The 21,182-nt window shown below is 70.5% G+C and carries 25 protein-coding genes; 18 read left to right on the forward strand and 7 right to left on the reverse strand.

Features of this window, described 5'->3' with window-relative positions; all coding sequences use genetic code 11:
* Positions 1-60: 60 nt before the first annotated feature.
* Entirely contained in the window at positions 61-807 is a 747-nt protein-coding gene (locus FVE25_RS39925; protein ID WP_157252692.1) for a GntR family transcriptional regulator, read from the reverse strand.
* A gap of 112 nt (positions 808-919) precedes the next feature.
* Between FVE25_RS39925 and FVE25_RS39930 the strand changes: the two genes are divergently transcribed.
* From FVE25_RS39930 to FVE25_RS39960, 7 genes are read left to right on the forward strand one after another with little or no spacing between them, the layout of a single operon-like run.
* On the forward strand, positions 920-2,071 hold the full coding sequence (locus FVE25_RS39930) for an ABC transporter substrate-binding protein (RefSeq protein WP_157252693.1): 1,152 nt from the start codon (positions 920-922) through the stop codon (positions 2,069-2,071).
* On the forward strand, positions 2,068-2,889 hold the full coding sequence (locus FVE25_RS39935; protein WP_157252694.1) for an ABC transporter permease: 822 nt from the start codon (positions 2,068-2,070) through the stop codon (positions 2,887-2,889). Before FVE25_RS39930 ends, FVE25_RS39935 begins: the two co-directional genes overlap by 4 nt.
* Complete coding sequence (locus tag FVE25_RS39940) at positions 2,877-3,728, forward strand: ABC transporter permease (RefSeq protein WP_157252695.1); 852 nt, start codon at positions 2,877-2,879, stop codon at positions 3,726-3,728. The genes FVE25_RS39935 and FVE25_RS39940 overlap by 13 nt, the downstream gene beginning before the upstream one ends.
* Positions 3,725-4,801 (forward strand): ABC transporter ATP-binding protein, encoded by a 1,077-nt coding sequence (locus FVE25_RS39945; protein ID WP_157252696.1) that lies wholly within the window; start codon positions 3,725-3,727, stop codon positions 4,799-4,801. The genes FVE25_RS39940 and FVE25_RS39945 overlap by 4 nt, the downstream gene beginning before the upstream one ends.
* Positions 4,791-5,384 carry an HAD family hydrolase gene (locus FVE25_RS39950; RefSeq protein WP_157252697.1) on the forward strand — a complete coding sequence of 198 codons (594 nt, stop codon included), beginning with the start codon at positions 4,791-4,793 and terminating at the stop codon, positions 5,382-5,384. Before FVE25_RS39945 ends, FVE25_RS39950 begins: the two co-directional genes overlap by 11 nt.
* Positions 5,385-5,390: 6 nt before the next feature.
* Positions 5,391-7,025, forward strand: a complete 1,635-nt coding sequence (locus FVE25_RS39955) for a serine/threonine-protein kinase (protein ID WP_246268181.1) — start codon at positions 5,391-5,393, stop codon at positions 7,023-7,025.
* A 42-nt stretch (positions 7,026-7,067) separates the two neighbouring features.
* Positions 7,068-8,015: a quinone oxidoreductase family protein gene (locus FVE25_RS39960; RefSeq protein ID WP_157252698.1), complete on the forward strand. Its 948-nt coding sequence runs from the start codon at positions 7,068-7,070 to the stop codon at positions 8,013-8,015.
* Between the two features lie 14 nt (positions 8,016-8,029).
* Here the strand turns inward: FVE25_RS39960 and FVE25_RS39965 are convergent, their stop codons facing one another.
* Positions 8,030-8,659 carry a LysE family translocator gene (locus tag FVE25_RS39965; protein WP_157252699.1) on the reverse strand — a complete coding sequence of 210 codons (630 nt, stop codon included), beginning with the start codon at positions 8,657-8,659 and terminating at the stop codon, positions 8,030-8,032.
* Between the two features lie 2 nt (positions 8,660-8,661).
* A complete protein-coding gene (locus FVE25_RS39970) occupies positions 8,662-9,201 on the reverse strand; it encodes a DinB family protein (protein ID WP_157252700.1) in 540 nt (179 codons plus the stop codon).
* A 132-nt stretch (positions 9,202-9,333) separates the two neighbouring features.
* Here FVE25_RS39970 and FVE25_RS56535 point away from each other — a divergent pair, with 132 nt between their 5' ends.
* From FVE25_RS56535 to FVE25_RS39990, 4 genes are read left to right on the forward strand one after another with little or no spacing between them, the layout of a single operon-like run.
* On the forward strand, positions 9,334-10,431 hold the full coding sequence (locus FVE25_RS56535; RefSeq protein ID WP_157252701.1) for a sensor histidine kinase: 1,098 nt from the start codon (positions 9,334-9,336) through the stop codon (positions 10,429-10,431).
* A gap of 3 nt (positions 10,432-10,434) precedes the next feature.
* The gene (locus FVE25_RS39980) at positions 10,435-11,097 is read left to right on the forward strand and encodes a response regulator (RefSeq protein ID WP_157252702.1); all 663 of its coding nucleotides are present in this window, start codon (positions 10,435-10,437) and stop codon (positions 11,095-11,097) included.
* A gap of 25 nt (positions 11,098-11,122) precedes the next feature.
* Complete coding sequence (locus FVE25_RS39985) at positions 11,123-11,944, forward strand: patatin-like phospholipase family protein (protein WP_157252703.1); 822 nt, start codon at positions 11,123-11,125, stop codon at positions 11,942-11,944.
* Positions 11,945-11,953: 9 nt separating this feature from the next.
* Positions 11,954-12,973: a 1-acyl-sn-glycerol-3-phosphate acyltransferase gene (locus FVE25_RS39990; protein ID WP_157252704.1), complete on the forward strand. Its 1,020-nt coding sequence runs from the start codon at positions 11,954-11,956 to the stop codon at positions 12,971-12,973.
* Here the strand turns inward: FVE25_RS39990 and FVE25_RS39995 are convergent.
* Positions 12,970-13,308: a chorismate mutase gene (locus tag FVE25_RS39995; RefSeq protein WP_246268183.1), complete on the reverse strand. Its 339-nt coding sequence runs from the start codon at positions 13,306-13,308 to the stop codon at positions 12,970-12,972. The two genes, FVE25_RS39990 and FVE25_RS39995, sit on opposite strands and share 4 nt — an antisense overlap.
* Before the next feature lie 313 nt (positions 13,309-13,621).
* Here FVE25_RS39995 and FVE25_RS40000 point away from each other — a divergent pair, with 313 nt between their 5' ends.
* Genes FVE25_RS40000 through FVE25_RS40025 form a run of 6 tightly spaced genes read left to right on the forward strand, consistent with a single transcriptional unit; the run spans position 13,622 to position 18,893 of the window.
* Entirely contained in the window at positions 13,622-15,121 is a 1,500-nt protein-coding gene (locus tag FVE25_RS40000) for a pyridoxal phosphate-dependent decarboxylase family protein (RefSeq protein ID WP_157252705.1), read from the forward strand.
* Positions 15,118-16,623, forward strand: coding sequence for a phenylacetate--CoA ligase family protein (locus FVE25_RS40005; RefSeq protein ID WP_157252706.1), 1,506 nt, complete (start codon positions 15,118-15,120; stop codon positions 16,621-16,623). Before FVE25_RS40000 ends, FVE25_RS40005 begins: the two co-directional genes overlap by 4 nt.
* A gap of 17 nt (positions 16,624-16,640) precedes the next feature.
* On the forward strand, positions 16,641-17,075 hold the full coding sequence (locus tag FVE25_RS40010; RefSeq protein WP_157252707.1) for a hypothetical protein: 435 nt from the start codon (positions 16,641-16,643) through the stop codon (positions 17,073-17,075).
* Positions 17,076-17,091: 16 nt separating this feature from the next.
* The gene (locus tag FVE25_RS40015; protein WP_157252708.1) at positions 17,092-17,886 is read left to right on the forward strand and encodes a hypothetical protein; all 795 of its coding nucleotides are present in this window, start codon (positions 17,092-17,094) and stop codon (positions 17,884-17,886) included.
* Positions 17,887-17,900: 14 nt separating this feature from the next.
* Complete coding sequence (locus FVE25_RS40020) at positions 17,901-18,332, forward strand: hypothetical protein (protein ID WP_157252709.1); 432 nt, start codon at positions 17,901-17,903, stop codon at positions 18,330-18,332.
* Positions 18,333-18,344: 12 nt separating this feature from the next.
* A complete protein-coding gene (locus FVE25_RS40025) occupies positions 18,345-18,893 on the forward strand; it encodes a hypothetical protein (protein ID WP_157252710.1) in 549 nt (182 codons plus the stop codon).
* Positions 18,894-18,933: 40 nt separating this feature from the next.
* Here the strand turns inward: FVE25_RS40025 and FVE25_RS40030 are convergent, their stop codons facing one another.
* Positions 18,934-19,482, reverse strand: a complete 549-nt coding sequence (locus tag FVE25_RS40030; RefSeq protein WP_157252711.1) for a cysteine hydrolase family protein — start codon at positions 19,480-19,482, stop codon at positions 18,934-18,936.
* An 80-nt stretch (positions 19,483-19,562) separates the two neighbouring features.
* On the opposite strand from FVE25_RS40030, the gene FVE25_RS40035 reads away from it, so the two are divergent.
* On the forward strand, positions 19,563-20,411 hold the full coding sequence (locus FVE25_RS40035) for a DNA-3-methyladenine glycosylase family protein (RefSeq protein WP_219825849.1): 849 nt from the start codon (positions 19,563-19,565) through the stop codon (positions 20,409-20,411).
* On the opposite strand, the gene FVE25_RS40040 is transcribed toward FVE25_RS40035, so the two are convergent.
* Both FVE25_RS40040 and FVE25_RS40045 read right to left on the reverse strand, forming a co-directional pair.
* The gene (locus tag FVE25_RS40040; protein WP_157252713.1) at positions 20,399-20,872 is read right to left on the reverse strand and encodes a carboxymuconolactone decarboxylase family protein; all 474 of its coding nucleotides are present in this window, start codon (positions 20,870-20,872) and stop codon (positions 20,399-20,401) included. The genes FVE25_RS40035 and FVE25_RS40040 overlap by 13 nt on opposite strands.
* A 75-nt stretch (positions 20,873-20,947) precedes the next feature.
* A complete protein-coding gene (locus FVE25_RS40045; protein ID WP_157252714.1) occupies positions 20,948-21,163 on the reverse strand; it encodes a hypothetical protein in 216 nt (71 codons plus the stop codon).
* Between the last annotated feature and the right edge of the window lie 19 nt (positions 21,164-21,182).

Below are 21,182 nucleotides of genomic sequence, written 5' to 3' on the forward strand. Positions count from 1 at the left end.
GGTCCTTCGGCTGAGCCACCCGGGGGAAGGCGGGCGCTTCTCTTACTCGAACATACGTTCTCACGCCCCGAAGTGCAAGTCGCCGGCCTGCCGTACGAGAGGGTTGGCGCCGATCGAGTTGCGGATGCTGAAGGTCACGCTGCCGGCCCGGTAGCGGTCGTCGGAGCTCTCCACCGGGCGGCCTTCCTGGGTGGTGGTGATCCGGCGCTGGCGAAGGAGCGGGCTGCCCCGCCGTACCCCCAGGAGGCGCGCGTCCTGCGCGCCCGCGGCCACGGCGTCGATGAGGTGCTCGCCATAGGCGAAGACGAGGCCGGTGGAGTCGTAGAGGGCCTGTGTGATCGAGCCGCAGTCGTGCGCGATGGCCTCGACGGCGGGGGCGATCCACCCGGCGTAGACGGTGCGCTCGACGAGGACCGGCTCGCCCTCGAGCGTGCGCAGGCGCAGGACCTCCAGGACCTCCTCCGAGCCCAGCTTGGCCGCCTCCGCGGCGCCCGCGGGCCGGCGGCGCTGGCGCAGCACCTGCCCGCCGAAGGTGTAGCCGTTGGCCTTGGCCCATTGGGCGAAGCTGTGCAGTTCGGCGAAGCTCTGGCTGCGCGAGTTGCCGAGGACGATGCGGCGCGCCCCCTGGCGGGAGCCGACCAGGCCCTCGGCCACGAGGACGGCCAGCGCCTGGCGCACGGTGCCGCGGGCGGCGGAATAGCGCGCAGCCAGCTCGGCGTCGGTCGGCAGGGTGGATCCGACGGGGTGTGTTCCGCGAAGGATGTCATCGCGCAGCTCAGCGGCGATTCGTTCATAGCGCGCGACCATTCTCGACCCTTCCCGTTCACGAAAGAGCAATCTTTATGCGACTTACTGGGACTGGCCTTGTTTGTACAAGTTCCCTTAAGTTCGTTCTACACCCCCCTGATGTGGAGGCGACGTGTTGACTCCCCGAGCCCGCGCTGCTGGCGTTCTCGCAGCCCTTACCGTAGCCACCGCGGCCTGCGGCGCGGCACCCGGTACACAGACGGCCAAGCCGGAGGGGGGCGGAGCGGACGCCAGGACCGCCGCCTCCGCCGCCGACTTCGGCGGTTTCGACAAGCTGGTGGAAGCGGCCAAGAAGGAGGGCAACCTCCATGTGATCGCCCTCCCTCCGGATTGGGCCAACTACGGCGAAATCATCAAGTCCTTCGAAGCAAAATACGGCATCAAGATCGAGAGTGAGGACCCGGACGCCGCCAGCGCGGACGAGATCAACGCCGTCAAGACCCGCAAGGGCCAGGACCGCGCCCCCGACGTGCTCGACCTCGGCCAGTCCTTCGCGATCAGCGGCGCCAAGGAAGGGCTGTTCGCGCCCTACAAGGTGCAGAGCTTCGACAAGATCCCCGAGGGCCAGAAGGAGGCGACCGGCCTCTGGACCAACGACTACGGCGGCTACGTCTCCATCGGCTGCGACGCCAAGAAGATCGCCACCTGCCCCACGAGCTTCAAGGACCTCCTCAAGTCCGAGTACAAGGGCAAGGTCGCGATGAACGGCAACCCGACCAAGTCGGGCTCGGCCTTCGCCGGCGTCTACGCGGCGGCCATCGCCAACGGCGGCTCCTTCGACGACATCGCGCCCGGCCTGGAGTTCTTCAAGAAGCTCAAGGCGGCCGGCAACTACAACCCGGTCGAGACCACGCCCGCCACCATCGAGAAGGGCGAGACCCAGATCAGCATCGACTGGGACTACAACAACGCCGCCTACGCCCCGCAGATGGCCGCCAAGGGCATCGACTGGAAGGTCAACGTGCCCAGTGACGGCAAGTACTTCCAGATGTACGCCCAGGCCATCAACAAGGACGCCCCGCACCCGGCGGCCGCCCGCCTGTGGCAGGAGTACCTCTACAGCGCCGAGGGCCAGAACCTCTACCTCAAGGGCTTCGCCCGCCCGGTCCTCATGCCCACCATGACCGCCGACGGCTCCATCGACAAGACCGCCGCCGAGAAGCTGCCGCAGGTCGAGGGCACGCCCACGTTCCCCACCCCCGAGCAGGTGGACGCGGCCAAGGCGAAGCTCGCCGAAGGCTGGGACGCCGCCGTCTCCGGATGAGAAGGTCCACGGGCTGGCTCGGCGCGCTGCCGCTGCTCGCCTTCTACGCGTTCGTCTTCGGCGTCCCGGCCGTCGCACTGGTGGCCGGGGCGTTCACCTCGCAGGGCCGGCCCACGCTGGAGAACTTCCGGCTGAGCCTGCAGGGCGGCAACCTCACCTCGATCGCCGGCAGCATCCAGGTGTCGGCGGTCGTGGCGGTGCTCGGCGCGGTGCTCGGCACCTTCCTGGCCTACGCCGTGGTCACCTCACGCTCGGCCGGGCTGCGCTCGGCCGTGCTGACCGCCTCGGGCGTGCTGGCCAACTTCGGCGGCGTGCCGCTGGCGTTCTTCTGGGTCGCCACGCTCGGCAACTCCGGCGTGGTCACCGGGCTGTTCGGGCTGCCGCCCGGCGTGCTGTTCACGTTCTGGGGCCTGGTGATCGTCTACCTGTACTTCTCGGTGCCCCTCATGGTGCTGGTCATGGCGCCGGCGCTGGACGGGCTCAAGCCGCAGTGGCGCGAGGCGGCCGCCAACAACGGCGCCACCACGTGGCACTACTGGCGGTACGTGGCGCTGCCCGTGCTCACCCCCGCCCTGCTCGGCGGGGTGGTGCTGCTGTTCGGCGCGGCCTTCGCCGCCTACGCCACCGCCGCGGCCATGGGCGCGGGAACCGTCGTCCCGCTGGTCACCTTGAAGATCGCCAACGCGCTCACCAGCGACGTGCTGATCGGCCAGGAGAACGTCGCGCTCGCGCTCAGCCTCGACATGATCGTCGTGGCCGGGCTGGTCATGGCGGTCTACCTGCCGCTGCAGAGGAGGAGCACCCGATGGCTGCAGTGACCGGCCTGGAAAGGGTGGCCGCCGCCGCGCGGCCGGCCAGGAGGGGACCGTGGCGCGGCCTCGTCTTCCTGCTCGCCGCCCTGTACTTCCTCGTCCCCCTGGGCGCCTCGCTCTGGTACACGGTCTACAACGAGAACACCGGCTTCTCCCTCGCCCCCTACGCCGAGCTGCTGACGGCCGAGGGCTTCGTGCGCTCGATGCTGCTCTCGCTCGGCCTGGCCCTGGCCACGATCGTGCTGGTCCTGCTGCTGACGCTGCCGGCGATGCTGGCCGTACGGCTGGCCGCCCCGCGGCTGCGGCCGGTGATGGAGGTGCTGTGCACGCTGCCCCTCGTCGTGCCGCCGATCACGTTCGTGGTCGGCATGAGCAGGTCGCTGGCGGCCGGCGGCGAGGTGCTCGCGCCCACCCCGTTCTGGGCCACGCTCATCGCGATCCAGAACCCCGGCTTCCCGATCGTGCTCGTGCTCGCCTACATGGTGCTCGTGCTCCCGTTCGTCTACCGCTCGCTCGACGCCGGCCTGCGCACCATGGACGTGCGCACGCTCGTCGAGGCGGCCCGCAACCTCGGCGCCTCGTGGCCGCACGTGGTGTTCCGCGTCATCGTCCCCAACCTGCGCTCGGCCATCGCCAGCGCCTCGTTCCTCACGCTGGCTCTGGTGCTCGGTGAGTTCACCGTCGCCAGGCTCCTCGGCTACCAGCCCTTCGCGGTCTGGATCGTCACCATCTCCGGCTCCAGGGGCCAGATGTCGGTGGCGGTCTCGATCCTCAGCCTGCTGCTGATCTGGCTGCTGCTGCTCGCGGTCTCCAGCGCCTTCGGTAAGGAGAAGAAGAACCCATGACGGCTCAGGTGGAGTTCCGCGGCCTGCGCAGGGTCTTCGGCAAGACGGTCGCCCTCGACGGGCTGGACCTGACCGTCGCGCCGGGCGAGCTGATCGCCCTGCTCGGCCCGTCGGGCTGCGGCAAGACCACGGCCCTGCGCTGCGTGGCCGGGTTCGAGCATCCCGACTCCGGCGCCGTACTCGTCGACGGCAAGGACGTCACCGGCCTGCCCGCCAACAAGCGCGACGCCGGGATGGTCTTCCAGTCGTACTCGCTGTTCCCGAACCTCAACGCCGCCGACAACGTCGCCTTCGGCCTGCGCGTGCGCAAGGTGGCGGCCGCGCGGCGCCGGGAGAAGGCCCGCGAACTGCTCGAACTGGTCGGCCTGCCCTCCCACGCCGACCGCTACCCGCACCAGCTCTCCGGCGGCCAGCAGCAGCGCGTCGCGCTGGCCCGCGCGCTGGCGCTGGAGCCGCGCGTGCTCCTGCTCGACGAACCGCTGTCGGCCCTGGACGCGAAGGTCCGGATCAACCTGCGCGAGGAGATCCGCCGCCTGCAGCTCGACCTGGGCATCACCACCGTCTTCGTCACCCACGACCAGGAGGAGGCGCTGTCGATCGCCGACCGGGTCGCGGTGCTGCGCGGCGGCAAACTGGAGCAGTGCGGCTCGCCCGCCGAGGTCTACGACCGGCCCGCCACCCCCTTCGTGGCCGAGTTCGTCGGCACCATGAACCACCTGGCCGGGCAGGTGTCCGGTGATCAGGTGACGGTGCTCGGCCAGCTCCTGCCCATCGACGGCCCGGCGCCCGCCGACCCCGCCGTCGACGTGCTCGTCCGCCCCGAGGCCGTCCAGGTCAGCCCCGCCGAGGACGGCAGGGCCGAGATCCTGGCCGCCTCCTTCCGCGGCGCCTCCGTGCGGCTGCGGGTGGCCCTGGAAGGCGGCGAGGTGCTCGCCGACGTGCCGGGACACGAAGCGGTACGGCTGGCCGCCGGCACCAAGGTGAGCCTGCGCCTGGTCGAACGCCCGGTGCTGGTGGCCGCGCGCACGGTCACCGTCCCCGTCCCCGTCACGGAAACCGCCGATGCCCTCTGATCTCCCCGCCGCCGTCCTGTTCGACATGGACGGCACCCTGGTCGACACCGAAGGTCTGTGGTGGCAGGCCACGGCAGCCGTCGCCGAGTCGCTCGGCGGCGCCCTGGGCCCCGAGGACGAACCCCACGTCCTCGGCCGCTCGGTCGAGGACACCGCCGCCCACCTGGCCCCCGCCGACGCCGGGGCGGTGGCCGCCCGCCTGACCGACGCCTTCGCCGAACGCCTGGCCACGGGCATCGACCTCGTCCCCGGCGCCCTGGACCTGCTCCGCGCCCTGACCGCCGCCGAGGTGCCGACCGCCCTGGTCACCGCCTCGCCGCGCAACATCGTGGAGCAGGTGCTGCCCAGCCTGGGCGGGCACCGCTTCGACCTGGTGATCGCGGCCGAGGACACCCGGCGCGGCAAGCCGTACCCCGACCCCTATCTGAAGGCGGCGCGGCTGCTCGGGGTGCGGGCGGAGGAATGCGTGGCGATCGAGGACAGTCCCACGGGCATCGCGGCGGCCACGGCGGCCGGTTGCCGGGTCGTGGTGGTGGATCCCCGTTCCGGCCTGCCCGAACTCGGTGCCATGTCGGTAAGCTAACGCGCCGTGAGCGGTGAAACCTCCCACATCGGGCGCTACAAACTGATCAGCGTGCTGGGCCGCGGCGGGATGGGCACGGTTCACCTGGCCGAAGACCCCTCAGGGCAGCGGGTCGCGGTCAAGGTGATCAATCCCGAGCTCAGCCAGCACGAGCAGTTCCGCATGCGCTTTCGCCGGGAGGCGGACGCCGCGCAGCGGGTGCGGCGCTTCTGCACGGCCGCGGTGCTGGAGGCGGCGCTCGAGGGCGGGCAGCTGTACGTGGTCACCGAGTACGTGCCCGGGCCGAATCTGGAGGAGGCGGTCAAGCAGTCGGGGCCGATGACCGGCTCCAGCCTCGACGCGCTCGCGGTGAGCGTGGCCACCGCGCTGACCGCCATCCACGGCGCCGGGGTGGTGCACCGGGATCTGAAGCCGTCGAACGTGCTGCTGTCGCCGGTGGGGCCGCGGGTGATCGACTTCGGGATCGCGCGGGCGCTCGACTCGCTGGGCGGGGTCACCGGCACCGGCGAGCTCATCGGGACGCCCCGGTACATGGCGCCGGAGGTGCTGCGGGGCGATCCCGTCTCGCCGGCGTGCGACGTGTTCTCGTGGGGGTGCCTGATCGCCTTCGCCGCCGGCGGGCGGCCGCCTTTCGGGGGCGACTCGCTGCCCTCGGCGATCTACTCGGTGCTCAACGCCGAGCCGGACCTGTCCGTCGTGGAGCCCGGTCTGCGCCCGCTGGTCGCGGCGGCGCTGCAGAAGGACCCGGCCATGCGGCCGACCGCCCAGCAGCTCCTCGACCACCTCGTGGGCCGGCAGGCGGCGCCCGAGCAGGCGGCGCAGACCGTGCAGGTGGCCTGGCAGCGGGCCACCACGCCGCTGACCGCCGCGCAGCCGGCGCCGGACAGGCCGCGGGCGCCGGCCCGGGTGAAGCTGATCGCCGGACTGGCCGCGGCGGCCGTCCTGGCGGTGGGCGGCGGCGTGGCGGCGCTGATGCTGTCCGGCGGCGATCCGCCGACCGGCATGCCCCGGCTGTACCAGGACGACTTCACCACCTCCGGCGGCTGGGACGGCACCTACGACACCGACGAGGACACCAGCTACGGCCTGCGCGCCGACGGCACCTACGGCCTGGACGTGGACCAGGACACGGAGCAGCGCTGGGCCGGCGCGCCGGCGCCGTTCACCAACACCACGCCCTCGCCCGCCCCCACGCCCGAGGCCACGCCGACCCCGCTCATGCCCGAGACCGTGCTGGTCAGCGTGACCGCGCAGGCCCAGCCGCTCACCGGCGGCGGCGAGTACGGCGTGTACTGCCACAACGCCGTCGAGAAGGACTTCTACGAGTTCGGCCTGGACACCGCGGGCAACGCGCGGATCAGGAAGATCGTCAACGGCTCCGGCGGCACGCTCGCCCAGCCGGTCAAGCTCGCCGTCAAGCCGGAGGCCCGGGTCCGGCTGGAGGCGCTGTGCGAGCAGGTGGGCAGCACGGTCCGGCTGACCATGTGGGTGGACGGCAAGCAGGTGCTGCGGGCCGACGACCCGAACGGCATCAAGACCGGGCATGTGGGGCTGTTCTCCCGGGTGCCGAAGGACGGCCAGGCGGCCATGAAGATCGTCTTCGACGACTTCGAGCTGCGCGGGCAACGCTCCGAGACATGACCCGCTGGAAGGAATAGGCGGGCGCGTGGGTTAGACAGGACTATGCGCGCAGTCGTCATCGCCGCCCAGGGCGGCCCAGAGGTCCTCGAGTACGCCGAGCACCCCGACCCCGTCGCGGGACCCGGCCGGGTGGTCGTGAACGTGGCCGCCAGCGGCGTCAACTACGTCGACATCTACCATCGTTCGGGCGTCTACGCCGTCCAGCTCCCGAGCCCGATCGGCTCCGAGGGCGCCGGGACCGTCGCCGCCGTCGGCCCCGGCGTCACCGGCTTCGCCGTCGGCGACGCCGTCGGCTGGGTCAACGTCCTGGGCAGCTACGCCGAGAAGGCCGTCGTCCCGGCCGACCGGCTCGTGCCGATCCCCGCCGGCGTCTCAGCCGAGCTGGCCGCCGCGGCCCTGCTGCAGGGCCTGACCGCCCACTACCTCGTGCGCTCCACGCACGAGGTCAAGGAGGGCGACCGGGTGCTGGTGCACGCCGGCGCGGGCGGCATGGGCCTGCTGCTCATCCAGCTGTCCAAGATGTTCGGCGCGACCGTCCACACCACCGTCTCCACCGAGGAGAAGGCCAAGCTGGCCCGCGCCGCCGGGGCCGACGAGGTGCACTCCTACGAGGACTTCGCACAGGCGCTGAAGGACAGCGTGGACGTGGTCTACGACGGCGTCGGCGCCACCACCTTCCACGGCGGCCTCACCGCCCTGCGCCCGCGCGGCCTCATGGCCCTGTACGGCGCGGCCAGCGGGCCCGTGCCGCCCCAGGACCTGCAGATCCTCAACCAGTCGGGGTCGTTGTTCCTGACCCGTCCCTCGCTCGTGCACTACGTGGCCGATCGGGACGAGCTGCTGTGGCGGGCCCGCGAGATCTTCGGCTGGATCGCCGGCGGGCAGCTGAGGATCGACGTCTCGCACCGGTATCCGCTGGCCGAGGCGCGGCAGGCCCACGAGGACCTGGCGGCCCGCCGTACCACGGGGAAGTTGCTGCTGATCCCCTGACCTCGGCCGGCGCGTCATCGGCCGGCGTGCACCGCCAGCTGCACGCCGAACCCGATGACCACCACCCCGGTCACCCGGTCCAGCAGGCGGCGCACCCTCGGGGTGCGCAGGAAGCCGCCCATGAGCGTGGCGAAGGCGACCAGGACGCCGCTCCACACCACGCCCTCGACCGCGTGCACCCCGGCCAGGGCCAGCCCCATCAGTGCCGGGGCCACGTCGTCGGGCATGAACTGGGGCAGCATCGCCACGTAGAACGCGCCGACCTTGGGGTTGAGGAGGTTGGTCAGCAGCCCGCGGCGGAAGGCGGCGGTGAAGCTCTGGGCGGCGACGGGTTCCGGGGCCTGCTCGGGCCGGCGACGGGCGTCCCAGATCATGCGGGCGCCCATCCAGACCAGGTAGGCGACGCCGGCCCAGCGCAGGATCTCGTAGGCGAGCTGCGAGGCGGCCAGCAGGGCCGACAGCCCGGCGGCGGTGGCCAGGCCCCAGGTCAGGGTTCCGGCCTGGATGCCCAGCACCACGCCCCAGGCCGGCCGCCGCCCCGACAGCAGGGAGGTGCGCAGGATGAGCGCGGTGTCCAGGCCGGGGGTCAGCGTCAGGAGGGCGACGACCGCGGCGAAGGAGACGACGGCGGTGGTGACGTCCATGGTCATTCGCCGGTGAGGCCGTCGATCGACTCCCGGATGAGGTCGGCGTGGCCGTTGTGGCGCGCGTACTCCTCGATCATGTGGACCAGGATCCAGCGCAGGTTCGGCGCGGTGCCGTCCTGCCAGGGACGCACGGCCATCCGGTCCAGGCCGCCTTCCGCCATGGCCTGCGCGGTCAGCTCGCGGGAGCGGGCGATCGACTTCTGCCACATCTGGTGAAGCTCGGCGGGGGTGTCGGCCGCGGCGGAGTTCCAGTCCCAGTCGCGATCGGCCTTCCAGTCCACCGTGTCCCACGGCGGTTGCGCCTCGTTGCCGTGCAAGCGGACGGAGAACCACCAGTCCTCGACGTAGGACAGGTGCTTCTGCATGCCGCCGAGCGTCATCGCGGACGCGCCGACGCTGACCTTCATGCCGTCCTCGTCCACGTCCGAGCACTTCCAGGCGAGCGTCGCGCGGTGGTAGTCGAGGAAGCCCAGCAGCGTGGCGGCCTCGCCGGCGGCGACGGGCGGCTCGGGCCGTCCCTGTTCATCCACAATCGTCATGGACCGCGATTTTAGGACAGCCGGGAAGCGATCCCCGCATCTGCCTGGAGGCTGATTTTCAAGGTCCGCGTCCGCTCGTAAAAGCCAGACGGCGTACGGCGGGCGGAGGGGTCCCCGTCGTACCGTCTAGGCATGGTGCGGCGCGTCCTGGTGTGGTGGAGCGGGCATCCCCGGGCGGCCGACACGGTGCTGGCCGGGGTGGCCTGTGTGTACCTGCTGATCGAGATTCCCTACCACGAGCAGTCGCTGGCGCGCTTCGACGGGGTTCCGCCGACGTTCTGGGCGGACTTCGCGGCCTTCGCCTGCGTGGCGTTCCGCCGGCGCCGGCCGTACGCGGTGCTCGTGGCGGTCTGGGCGCTGTGGCTGGCGGCCGGGCGCTGGGACATCTGGCTGGAGGTCAACAACTCCTGGGCCGAGCTCGGGGCCTCGACCGCCCTGCAGATCGCCTTCTACACCGTGGGCCGGTGGCGGGCCTCGCCGTACTGGCTGGTCGTGGCGCTCGCGGTGCTGGTGCCCGGCGGAGTCCTGTCGGCGGCGGTGGTGACGACGGCGTGGGCGATCGGGGTGGCGCGGCGGCGGTGGGTCACCGCGGCGGCGCAGGCGGAGGAGGGGCGGGCGCTGGCCATGGTGGCGGAGGAGCGGGTGCGGATCGCCCGCGAGCTGCACGACATCGTGGCGCACAACGTCAGCGCGATGGTGATCCAGTCGCACGGGGCGACGGTGGCGCTGCTGGATGAGGACCGGCTCGCGGCGGGCACCGCGCTGGAGGCCATCCGGGAGTCCGGGCAGGCGGCGCTGGTGGAGCTGCGGCTGCTGCTGGGCGGGCTGCGGCAGGAGGAGTCCGGCGAGCCGCAGCCGGGGATCGAGGCGATCGACGGACTGGTCGAGCGGCATCCGCTGACGGTACGGTTACGGGTCGAAGGACGCATCCGTACGGCCCCGGCCGGGCTGGGCCTGGCGGCGTACCGGATCGTGCAGGAGGCTCTGACCAACACGCTGAAGCACGCGGGGAAGGAAGCCGAAGCTCAGGTGGTACTCCGTTACGGCGAACATGAGCTGCACATCACCGTCACCGACGACGGCTCCGGCCGCCCGCGGGCGCGCCCGGCGCGCTCCGGGCACGGGCTGATCAACATCGCCGAGCGCGCCGCGTTGTTCGGCGGCGCCGCGCACGCCGCGCCGCTGCCACAGGGCGGGTTCCAGGTCGAGGCGACACTCCCCTGGGTCTGAGCCGTGGCGACCCCCATCCGGGTTCTCCTGGTGGACGACCAGGAGCTGGTGCGCACCGGTGTCCGGCTGGTGCTGCGCCGGGAGGCGGGCATCGAGGTCGTGGGCGAGGCCGGTGACGGCGTCGAGGCGCTGGAGGCGTTGGAAGAGCTCGCCGTCGACGTGGTGGTGATGGACGTGCGGATGCCGCGCATGGACGGCATCGAGGCCACCCGCCGGATCACCGCGAACGACGGGCCGCGGGTGCTCGTGCTGACCACGTTCGACCTGGACGAGTACGTCTTCGGGGCGATCCGGGCGGGGGCCAGCGGGTTCCTGCTGAAGGACACGGCGCCGCGGCCGTTCGCCGACGCCATCAGGACCGTGCACGCCGGTGACTCGGTGCTCGCCCCCTCGACCACGCGGCGGCTCATCGCGCACTTCCTGCCCCGGGTCTCCGGGTCGGGCAAGGTCCCGGCGGCCCGGGCGGCGCTGCTCAGCAAGCGCGAGCAGGAGATCCTGGCCGAGATCGCCACCGGGCAGTCCAACGCGGAGATCGCCGCCCGCATGTTCCTGTCGGAGGGAACGGTGCGCACGCACGTCTCCCACATCCTGACCAAGCTCGACCTGCGCGACCGCGTCCAGGCCGTGGTCTTCGCCTTCGAGAACGGCCTCACCCGGCTCGGCTGACGGCCGGGCGCATACTGTGGCCCTCGTGGATACGGCTTTCGTGCTCGGCGGTGGTGGCGTGCTCGGCGCGCACGAGGTGGGCATGCTCAGGGCGCTGGACGAGGCGGGCATCCGGCCCGACGTCGTGCTCGGCACCTCGATCGGCGCGCTGAACGGGGCGGTGCTGGCCGCCGACCCCGACGAGGCGGTCAAACGGCTGACCGCGTTGTGGGCTTCCGATGTGGTCCGTACGGCTTTCGCCGGTTCGTGGGTGGCGCGGCTGTCCACGCTGGCCAAGACCGGCACCCATCTGCATTCGGCCGGGCCGCTGCGGCGGCTGCTGGCCGAGACGATCCCGGTGGCGCGGATCGAGGAGCTGGCCGTGCCCTTCCAGTGCGTGGCGGCCTCGGTGGAGCGGGCGGCGGCGCACTGGTTCACCGGCGGGCCGCTGGTGGACGCGGTGCTGGCCTCGTGCGCGGTGCCTGGGTTGCTGCCGCCGGTGCACGTGGACGGGGAACACTTCTTCGACGGGGGGCTGGTGCACTCGATTCCGGTCGGCCGGGCCGTACACCTGGGGGCGCGGCGGGTGTTCGTGCTGCACGTGGGGCGGATCGAGCGGCCGTTGCGGGTGCCGGAGCGGCCGTGGGAGGTGGGCATGGTGGCCTTCGAGATCGCGCGGCGGCATCGGTTCGCGGAGGAGATGGCGAACCTGCCGGACGGGGTGGAGGTGCACGTGATGCCGGCGGGGGCGCCGGAGCCGGTGTCGCCATGGCGTTATCGGGATATGTCGCTTATTGCGGCTTATGTGGAGCGGGCTTATCGGGCTTCTTCGCGTTATCTGGATTCAAGGGGGAGGATGAACGATTAGGAGGTCCCCTTGCCCCCACGCATCCTGCGCCGCATCATTCTCGTTCCCCTGGTGCTCGTGCTCACCGTCGTCGTGCTGGTCACGCTGCCGTTCTGGCTGCTGGTGGTGACGCTGGCCTCGTTGCGCCTGCCGCCGCCGCAGCGGCGCGGGGTGCGCTTCGTCTGGTTCGGCGCGGTGTGGCTGGTGCTGGAGTGCGGCGCGCTGCTGGCCTGCCTCGCGCTGTGGGTGGCCGCCGGCTTCGGCGGACGGCTGCGCCGCGACAAGTTCCAGACGCGCCACTACGCGGTGATCCGCTGGTTCCTCTCCCGCGTGTACGGCACCGCCGAACGGGTCTTCCGCCTGACCGTCACCATCGCCGAGCCCCCGCCGACCGAGGCCGAGCAGGCCGCCAGGCTCACCCGCCCGGTCATCGTGCTGGCCCGCCACGCGGGCCCCGGCGACAGTTTCCTGCTGGTCCACCACCTGCTGGCGGTGTACCGGCGGCAGCCGCGCATCGTCATGAAGGCGGCCCTGCAGTACGACCCTTCGCTGGACGTGCTGGTCAATCGCCTGCCGAACGCGTTCGTGCCCCGCCGGGCGGCCGAGAGCGGGATCCTCGCGGAGATCACCCGGCTGGCCTCGACCATGGACGACGACGACGCCCTGGTCATCTTCCCCGAGGGCGGCAACTTCACCCCGCGCCGGCGGCGCATGGCCATTCGCCGCCTGGAGGAGAAGGGCCTGTCCGCCGAGGCGGAGCGGGCCCGCAACCTCGACCACCTGCTGCCGCCCAGGCCCGGCGGCGCCATCGCCGCGATCGAGGCCAGCCCGTCGGCCGACGTCGTCTTCGTCGCCCACACCGGCCTCGACGACCTGATGACGATCGGCGACGTGTGGCGGCGCCTGCCGCTGGAGGCCCGGATCACCGCCCAATGGTGGCGGGTGCCGGCCGCCGAGGTGCCGCGCGGACGTGAGGAACGCATTCGCTGGCTCTACGACCAGTGGGAGATCATCGACGCCTGGATCGCGGCGCAGAAGGTGACGAGCTAGCCGGTCCCGCGCGCCTTGTTGCTGGCGATCAGCTCGTGGTGCCGGACGACCTCGGCGATGATGAAACCGAGGAAGCGCTCGGCGAAGACCGGGTCGAGCCGCGACTCCTCGGCCAGGCTGCGCAGCCGCGTGATCTGCCGCTTCTCCCGCTCCGGATCGGCCGGCGGCAGGTTGTATTCCGCCTTCAGCCTGCCCACCTCCTGGGTGCATTTGAATCGCTCGGCGAGCAGGTGCACGAGGGCGGCGTCGAGATTGTCGATGCTGGCGCGCAGCCGCTGCAGCTCGTTTTGCACGAATGCCGAGTCGTCATTCATCAACTGGATCTCCCATTCCACACGAAGACGAGATCATATCACGGATCCCGCGTGCGACCGGACGGCCAAGAATTCAACCGTCCGCCACTAAACCCGGTTTGACTGATTACGTTAGGGGATAGTCGTGTCCCGGGTTGCGGGCCTGACATTATCTCAGCCCAGGTAGGACGGCGAATGGCTATTGCGCCCGCCGTGGATCCATGTTTTGATCCGGCTTGTTCCCAAGTGACCCCACACGCCGACCCACACAATTCCGGCGGACCCGTATTCATGCTTTCCTTATGTTGCCGCGCCCCGATCCCGGCGGGGGAATCATTCAGGGAGGGCTACATTTATGGACCATGCCCGCAAAATATCGAGCAGATTAACGCTCGATGCGTTCGACATTCAGCGGTTCCTGGAAAGCTCCGCCGCGACCCTGGACCGACTGGAAAAGCACCTGACCGATCTGTCGATCAGGGGCCTGGAACTCACCGAACCGGCGCAGTTGTCGCGAGCCGCCAGATCGCTGATGACCACCGATCGGGAGAACGTCGCCGGCCATGACGAGGCCAAGCTCAACGCCATCATCGACCTTTACCTCAAGACCGGAATCCAGGTCCATTCGCCCGGCTACATGGGCCGGCAGTTCTCCGGCCCGGTCCCCCTGGCCGGCGTCGTCGACTTCATCAGCTCGGTCGTCAGCCAGCCGTCCTCCTTCTACGAGGCCGCCCAGCTGCCGAACGTCGCCGAGAAGATCATGGCCGACGAGCTCAACCGCTTCATCGGCTGGCCGCCGGGCAGCTTCGCCATGGTCACCACCTCCGGCGGCTCGCTGGCCAACCTGACCGCGCTGCTGGCCGCCAGGAACGACCGCCTGCCCGGCTTCTGGTCCGAAGGCGGCGCCGCCTGCCTCGACCGGCCCCGTCCCGCCATCGCCGTCGGCGACGACGTGCACTACAGCGTCTCCCGTACGGCCGGCGTCATGGGCATCGGCGAGGCCCAGCTCATCCGGCTGCCGCTCGACCGCCGCCACCGGATCGACGTGGACCGCGTCGTACCCGCCCTGGAGGCGGCCGAGCGGCGGGGCCTGCGGGTCTTCTGCCTGGTGGCCTCGGCGGGAACGACGTCGGTGGGCGCCTTCGACCCGATCGGCGAGCTGGCCGAGATCACCCGCGAGCGCGGCATCTGGCTGCACGTGGACGGCGCGCACGGGGCGAGCCTCCTGGTGTCGGACCGGCTGCGCTGGAAGCTGGAGGGCATCGACCGGGCCGACTCCCTGGCCTGGGACGCGCACAAGATGATGTTCACCCCGGCCCCCTGCACGCTGCTCTTCTACCGCGACAAGGACAAGAGCCGCAGCCCGTTCCGCCAGCGGGCCAGCTACGTCTTCGACGAGGAACCGGACATCTACACCGCGCTCGACAGCGGCGGCAAGACCCTCGAGTGCACCAAGCGCCCGATGATCATGCCGCTCTGGGTGTCGTGGGCGATGTACGGCAGGGCCTTGTTCGCCGAGAAGATCGAATACCTCTGCCGGCTGACCAAGGACGTCCACCACATCCTGCTGAGCGAGCCGGACTTCGAGACCACCCACTGGCCGGAGGCGAACATCCTGTGCTTCCGCTACCGCCCCGGCACGCTGTCCGACGCCGACACCCACCGCCTCCAGGTCGCCATCCGCGACCGGGTCAAGGCACGGGGCACGTTCTTCATCTCCAAGGTCGACCTCGCGGGAGTGGCCGCGCTGCGTGTCGTCCTGATGAACCACCTGATCACCGAGGAGCACTTCCGCATGCTGCTCGGCGAGATCAGAGCCGTTGGCCAAGAGCTGCTCCGAGGAGGGTGCCGATGAACCCGGCCGACCTGGCCACCAAGCTGATCCCCGATGAGGAGCTGACGCCGGTCTCCGCCGAGGCCGTGTGCGCGCTCCCGTCGTTCGCCGGCAAGATGCGGGAGTGCGCCCGCGCGTACGGCACGCCGTACGGCGAACTCCCCCACGACGTGCAGGACGCGCTGGTCCTGCGCCGCCTGCGGCAGATGATCCACACCCTGCTCCTCAACCCCGAGTGGAAACGCCGCCTGGCCGGCTGCGAGATCCCCGAGACCTTCGAGCAGTGGCAGCGGATCCCGCTGTCGGACAAGGACCTCCAGCGCGAGTTCTACACCGAGACGCGCCCCGGCCTCGTGGTGCCGCTGGACCGCGGCGGCTTCGAGATCGTGGCCAGCGGCGGCACCAGCGGCGGCAGCCCGCTGGAGATCGTCTACGCGGTGCGCGAGCTGCACGACACCTACCGCGTGGCCGGGCGGTTCATGGGCGACCACCAGCTCGCCCAGCACCTGCCCGGCAGCCCCAGGTGGCTGTTCACCACGCTGGCCGACTACCAGATGTGGAGCAGCGGCACGATGGTCGGCGGCGTCCTGCAGAACGTGCCGGGCGTCAACTACATCGGCGCCGGGCCCGTCACGGCCGGCGTGCTGGAGCAGATGTTCTCCTATCCGGGGCCGAAGGCGCTGATGGGCATCACCGCCGGCATCGCCATCCTCACCGAGCTCGGCGCCGGGCTCAAGGCCGAGGCCCGGGAGAGCTTCCGGGTCGCGATGTACGGCAGCGGCGTGCTGTCCCAGGCCAAACGGGCCGAGTTGAAGGCCATGTTCCCCAACGTCACGATCCTCAGCTACTTCGCGGCCACCCAGGCCGAGACCGTCGGGCTGCAGTTGTCGGAGAAGACCCCCTGGCTCGCGGCCGTCCCCGGGCTGCATCTCATCGAGATCGTCGACGAGCGGGGCCGCTGGGTGGCCGAGGGCGAGGAAGGCGAACTGGTCGTCACCCGGCTGCACGCCCACGAGGCGCCGCTGCCCCGGCTCAAACTCGGTGACCGGATGATCCGGCGGCCCCGGCTCGACGGGCCCGGGCTCAGGACGCACCAGTTCGAGTTCGCCGGCCGTACCGGAGACGTGCTGCACATCGCCGACAGCCAGTACTCCGCCGCGCGCGCCTACGCGGCGGTGCGCGAGGAGCTGAAGGCGGGCACCGCCGTGGACCTCAACGAGGTCGCGCACGACGTGCAGTTCGTCAACCACCGCGAGGAGCGGACGATCACACTGCTGGCGGCGGTGGACGACGTGGCCGGGCTGACGTACGCGACGGAGGCGCCGCTCGGGCCGTACGGCGCGCAGCACCTGTTCCTCAACGCGCTGCCCCGAGCGCTGTCGCTGTTCAACCAGGGCGAGGCGAACGCCGCCTCGCTGGCGAAGACCGGCTACCGGTTTCAGATCAGGTTCGTGCACCGGGCCTCCGCGGAGATCGAGCGGACGCACGTGGGCAAGGTGCCGCTGGTCCGGGATCGGGGCTGACCAACGGGAGGGTCGAAGTGGTAGCACCGAAACCGCACGTCAACATCATCGCCCTGGTGGATGTCATCGGGGCGCTGTCCGATCGCTCGCTGCTCAACGGAAACCTCAGCCTGATCGACGACGGGACGTTCGAGAGCCGCGCGCAGGGCACGCCGGAGTTGTGCACGATCGTCACCCCCGGCCAGGTCGTCCAGTGGACCGTGCTGGCCGTGGACCTGCAGACCCCGGTCGAGATCAAGAACATCACCTTCCTCGGCCCCGGCGGCCAGCCGATCGGGCCGGACGACGGCCAGAACGGGGAGAGCGAGAAGCTCGACCTCGACATCTGGTCGGGAGTGGTGCCGTCGTACATGCAGCCGGGCGTCGCCTACCGCTATCGCCTGGAGTTCCAGATGTACGAAGGCCCGTACAGCGCCCTGCACGTCGACACGCCCTCGCTCATGCGGGTCTAGCCTTCTGGAGAATCCCATGCCGCAGCAACTCGCGATCATCGTGCTCGTCGACGTCGCCAACGCCCTGGAGACCAAGACGCTGGAGGGCAACACCTACCTGTTCGACAACATGAAGCTCCAGGGCTCCGAGGGCCAGGGCACCGGCGGCCTGATCACCGCCATCCACGGCTCCTACTGGCAGGACGGCTCGCAGGCCACCGAGCAGGTGCTCAACTGGCTGCCCTACAGCCTCGGCTCGATCCCGCCCACCGTCCCCCGCGGCTACGAGGCCGACCGCGCCCGCGAGACCGACCGCCAGGCCCTGCGCGAGCTGGAGTCGCTGGTCCTGAAGCCGGCCGGCCAGGGCGACGACACCGCCGCCCAGCTCAGTCAGATCCAGCAAACGCTCGGCACCCGCACCAAGACCACCCGCCGCACCCGCGGCCCCGCCTCGCAGAAGGTCCTCGACGTCACCGGCAACGTCGTCGCCCCCGACAGTACGGCCGGCCACAGCTACCCGGCCCCGGTCATCACCGACATCTACGGCGAAGCGGTCGACAAGAAGATCATGTATCCGGCCGAGTACGGCTCGCCCGACATGGTCACCGACGGCTGGTACTGGTCGGCCACGGTCGACTCCACCCGCCCCGGCACCTACGCCTACACCATGGCCATCCAACTCCACCGCCTCGCCCATCAGGGCAGCGACTGGATCTGGGAGCCCGTGGACCTGACCTGCGACTCCGCCCTCAAGATCACCTCAGAGCCGAAGCGCAACGCCTTCACCAAGGCGGGCGTCGGCATGCTCCCCATCCCGCCGGCCGCCTTCTAGACAGGAGCCTCGACATGCCACCCAGGCAGAAGCCGCGCGAGACCTCCCCCCGGCCGCCCATCGCCGTCACCGCCGTCCTCGACGCCGTCGGCGCCCTGGCCGGCGACACCGTCCACGACCATCTCTACCTCTACGACACCAACAAGGACGGCGGCTCGACCGGCTTCGGCACCGAACAGCTCAGGACCAAGGTCCGCGCCGGCGACCGCGTCGTCTGGAACGTCCTGGCCCTGGAGTGCGAGGCGTTCGTCGGCATCGCCGACATCGTCGTCGACAAGGACGTCATCGAGCCCGAACGCCAGACCTACCCGGGCACCGACGTCGCCTACTGGATCGGCACGGTCAAGAAGGACGACATCGGGCAGGTGCCGTACCAGATCAAGTTCCTGGTCGGGACCCGCACCATTCCGATCACCACCACCCTGTCCCCCACGCTGGTGGGCTAAAGGAGGACGTTCATGGTCACCTCGCTCAGCGGCGTTCGCAAGCAGAACCCCGGCCAGCTCAACTCCGTCCAGCTCAACATCGTCACGCTCGTCGACATGGAGAAGGCGACGGAGAACCGCTCGCTGGATGGGGCCCTGTACATGGTCGACAACAGCGTCGGCGGCGACGGCCAGGGCACCGACTGCCTGGAGACCGTCTGCAAGCAGGGGCAGGTGCTCAACTGGATCATCCGCCCGATCGACATGGAACGCCGCCGGGACGGCACCTGGCCGCCCATGCCCAAGATCAACAACATCGTCTTCCTGGACACCGAGGCCGGTGACGAGGAGGACGTGGCTGAGAAGAAGGTCTGCATCGAGCTCAAGATCTACGGCGCGCCGGACCGGATGCGCGATCCCCTGACCCCCGTCTACTACTACTGGGCCGGGACCGTGCTCAGCACCCTCCGGCCGGGCACCTACCGCTACCGGCTCGTGGTCGAGCTGGAGCAGGAGCACAAGAAGGAAAGGCTCTACCTCAACACCGTGAACCACCCGTCGATCCGGGTGATCGCGGTCTGACCCGGGGCCGGTGGGCGGTGCCTGCGCGCCGCCCACCCGCTCACTCCCCGCCGCCCAAAAGTGCGACCGCGTCCGCCGTGGCCGTCACGGTCGAAAATACCGCGCCCTGGACGGCCGTAACCATTCTGTGCAGTTCGTCGGCGCCGATGTCGCCCAGGCTGAATTCGCTGATCGCGTCCTCGACGAAATAGACTTTGTAGCCGAGCTGAACCGCCTCGCGGGCCGTCGTGTCACAGCAGATAAATGACGTGAAGCCGCAAATCACGAGCTCGTCCACGCCGTTGCGGCGCAGATACCGGTCCAGGTCCGGGTTCGAGAACGCGCCCACGTAATGCTTGGTGAGAACGAACTCGTCGCGGGCCGGCCGTACGCTGTCGACGAAGTCGATACCCCTGCCACCTGCGTCGAAGCTGCTGTCGCCGGGCGTGCTGCTGATGTGCCGGACGTGCACCACGGCCGGCCGCCCACTGCTGCGGGCGGCGCCGAGAAGGCGCTCCACATTGCCGAGCGCGGCATCGAACCGAGCCACGGGCAGAGCGCCGGACGGGGCGTACTCTTTCTGCGCGTCGATGACGAGGAGCGCAATCATGTTTCTCCTTCGAGTTTCATGGTTGCGGGGCGCCTGGAATTATCCCACGTGGCATTCTTCACTACCATACTCTTATGGGCATGCACTCCTTTACCCTCGCCGCTGAGGGCCCTTTCGACTTCGCCGGGTCGCTGCGCTTCCTCGAAGACTGGCCCGCGTCCCCGGCCGCCCCGTCCGGCGGCACCCTGCGCTTCGCCTACGCCGCCGAGGCCGACTGGCTGCCCCTCGGCGTCCGGGTCCGCGCCGCGCCCGGCGGCGTCACCGTCGCCACCACCCGCCCCACCGGCCGTGACGAGATCGCCCGCATCTTCTCCCTCGACGTCGACGGCACCGGCTTCTCCTCCCTCACCGACCCCGTGCTGGACGAGCTGCGGCGCCGATACCCCGGCCTGCGCCCGGTCTGCTTCTGGACGCCCTGGGAGGCGGCGTGCTGGGCGGTGATCGTGCAACGCTCGTCCATGGTCATCGCCGCCCGCATCAAGCAGCGCATCGCCGAGCGGTTCGGCGCCAAGGTCGAGGTCGACGGTGAGGTCTGCCCCGCCTTCCCGCCGCCGGTCTCCCTCGTGGACGCCTCCGGCATGGGCCTGCCGGCGCGGAAGGAGGAATGGATCCGAGCCCTGGCCAGGGCCGCCCTCGACGGCGTCCTGACCACCGACCACCTGCGTTCGCTGCCGCCGGAGGAGGCGCTGGCCGCGTTGCGGTCGCTGCCCGGGGTCGGGGCGTTCTCGGCCGGGCTCATCCTGATCCGCGGTGCCGGGGCGCCCGACGCCTTCCCCGGCGACGAGCCCCGGCTGTTCGCGATCCTCCGCGAGGCGTACGGCCTCCCGGAGGACGCCCCCGCCTCGGCCTACCGTCAGCTGGCCGAGGCGTGGCGTCCCTACCGGTCGTGGGCGTCCTTCTTGTTCCGGGCGAGCGCCTACGCGAACTGACCGACCTGATAGTCACCGGCGGGCTGCTGGATGATGACGTTCAGGCGGTTGAAGGAGTTGATCAGCGAGATGAGGGCCACCAGGGCGGCCAGCTGGTCCTCGTCGTAGTGCTTGGCCGCGTCGGCCCACGCCTCGTCGCTCACGCCGCCGGCCGCGTCGGCGATCCGGGTGCCCTGCTCGGTCAGCTCCAGCGCGGCCCGCTCGGCCTCGGTGAAGACCGTGGCCTCCCGCCAGGCGGCGACCAGGTTGAGGCGCACCGAGGTCTCCCCCGCGTGCGCCGCTTCCTTGCTGTGCATGTCGGTGCAGAAGCCGCAGCCGTTGATCTGGCTTGCGCGCAGCTTCACCAGCTCCTGCGTCGCGGCGGGCAACGTCGAGTCCGACACCGCCTTGCCGGCGGCCACGAGGTACTTCATGTACTTGGTCGCGACGGCGTTGCCGAACACGTTCAGACGGGCTTCCATGGCGGATCTCCTTGGTTGGTCAGCTTGTTACACCTCCCTGACGAAACGGCGCGGCGGAATGTGACATCCGCGGACTCAGTCGTTCTCGAGCTCCTTGCGAGAGCCGTAGGCCGGGCCGAACACGACCAGCAGCGTCAGATCCTCGGTGTGCGGGCTCTGGGTGTCGGCTCCGCCGGCCGGGATGCAGTACGGCCCGACGGACAGGTCGGGCACCTTGAGATGCTCGACCCAGTCGTTGGCGGTCCCGGCGGCCGGCGGCGCCCACTCTCCCGCGCCCTTGATGATCTGCATGGCCGCAGACCCTACCGAA

Origin of the sequence: Nonomuraea typhae (assembly GCF_009760925.1) — a bacterium.
GTDB classification, from domain to species: domain Bacteria; phylum Actinomycetota; class Actinomycetes; order Streptosporangiales; family Streptosporangiaceae; genus Nonomuraea; species Nonomuraea typhae.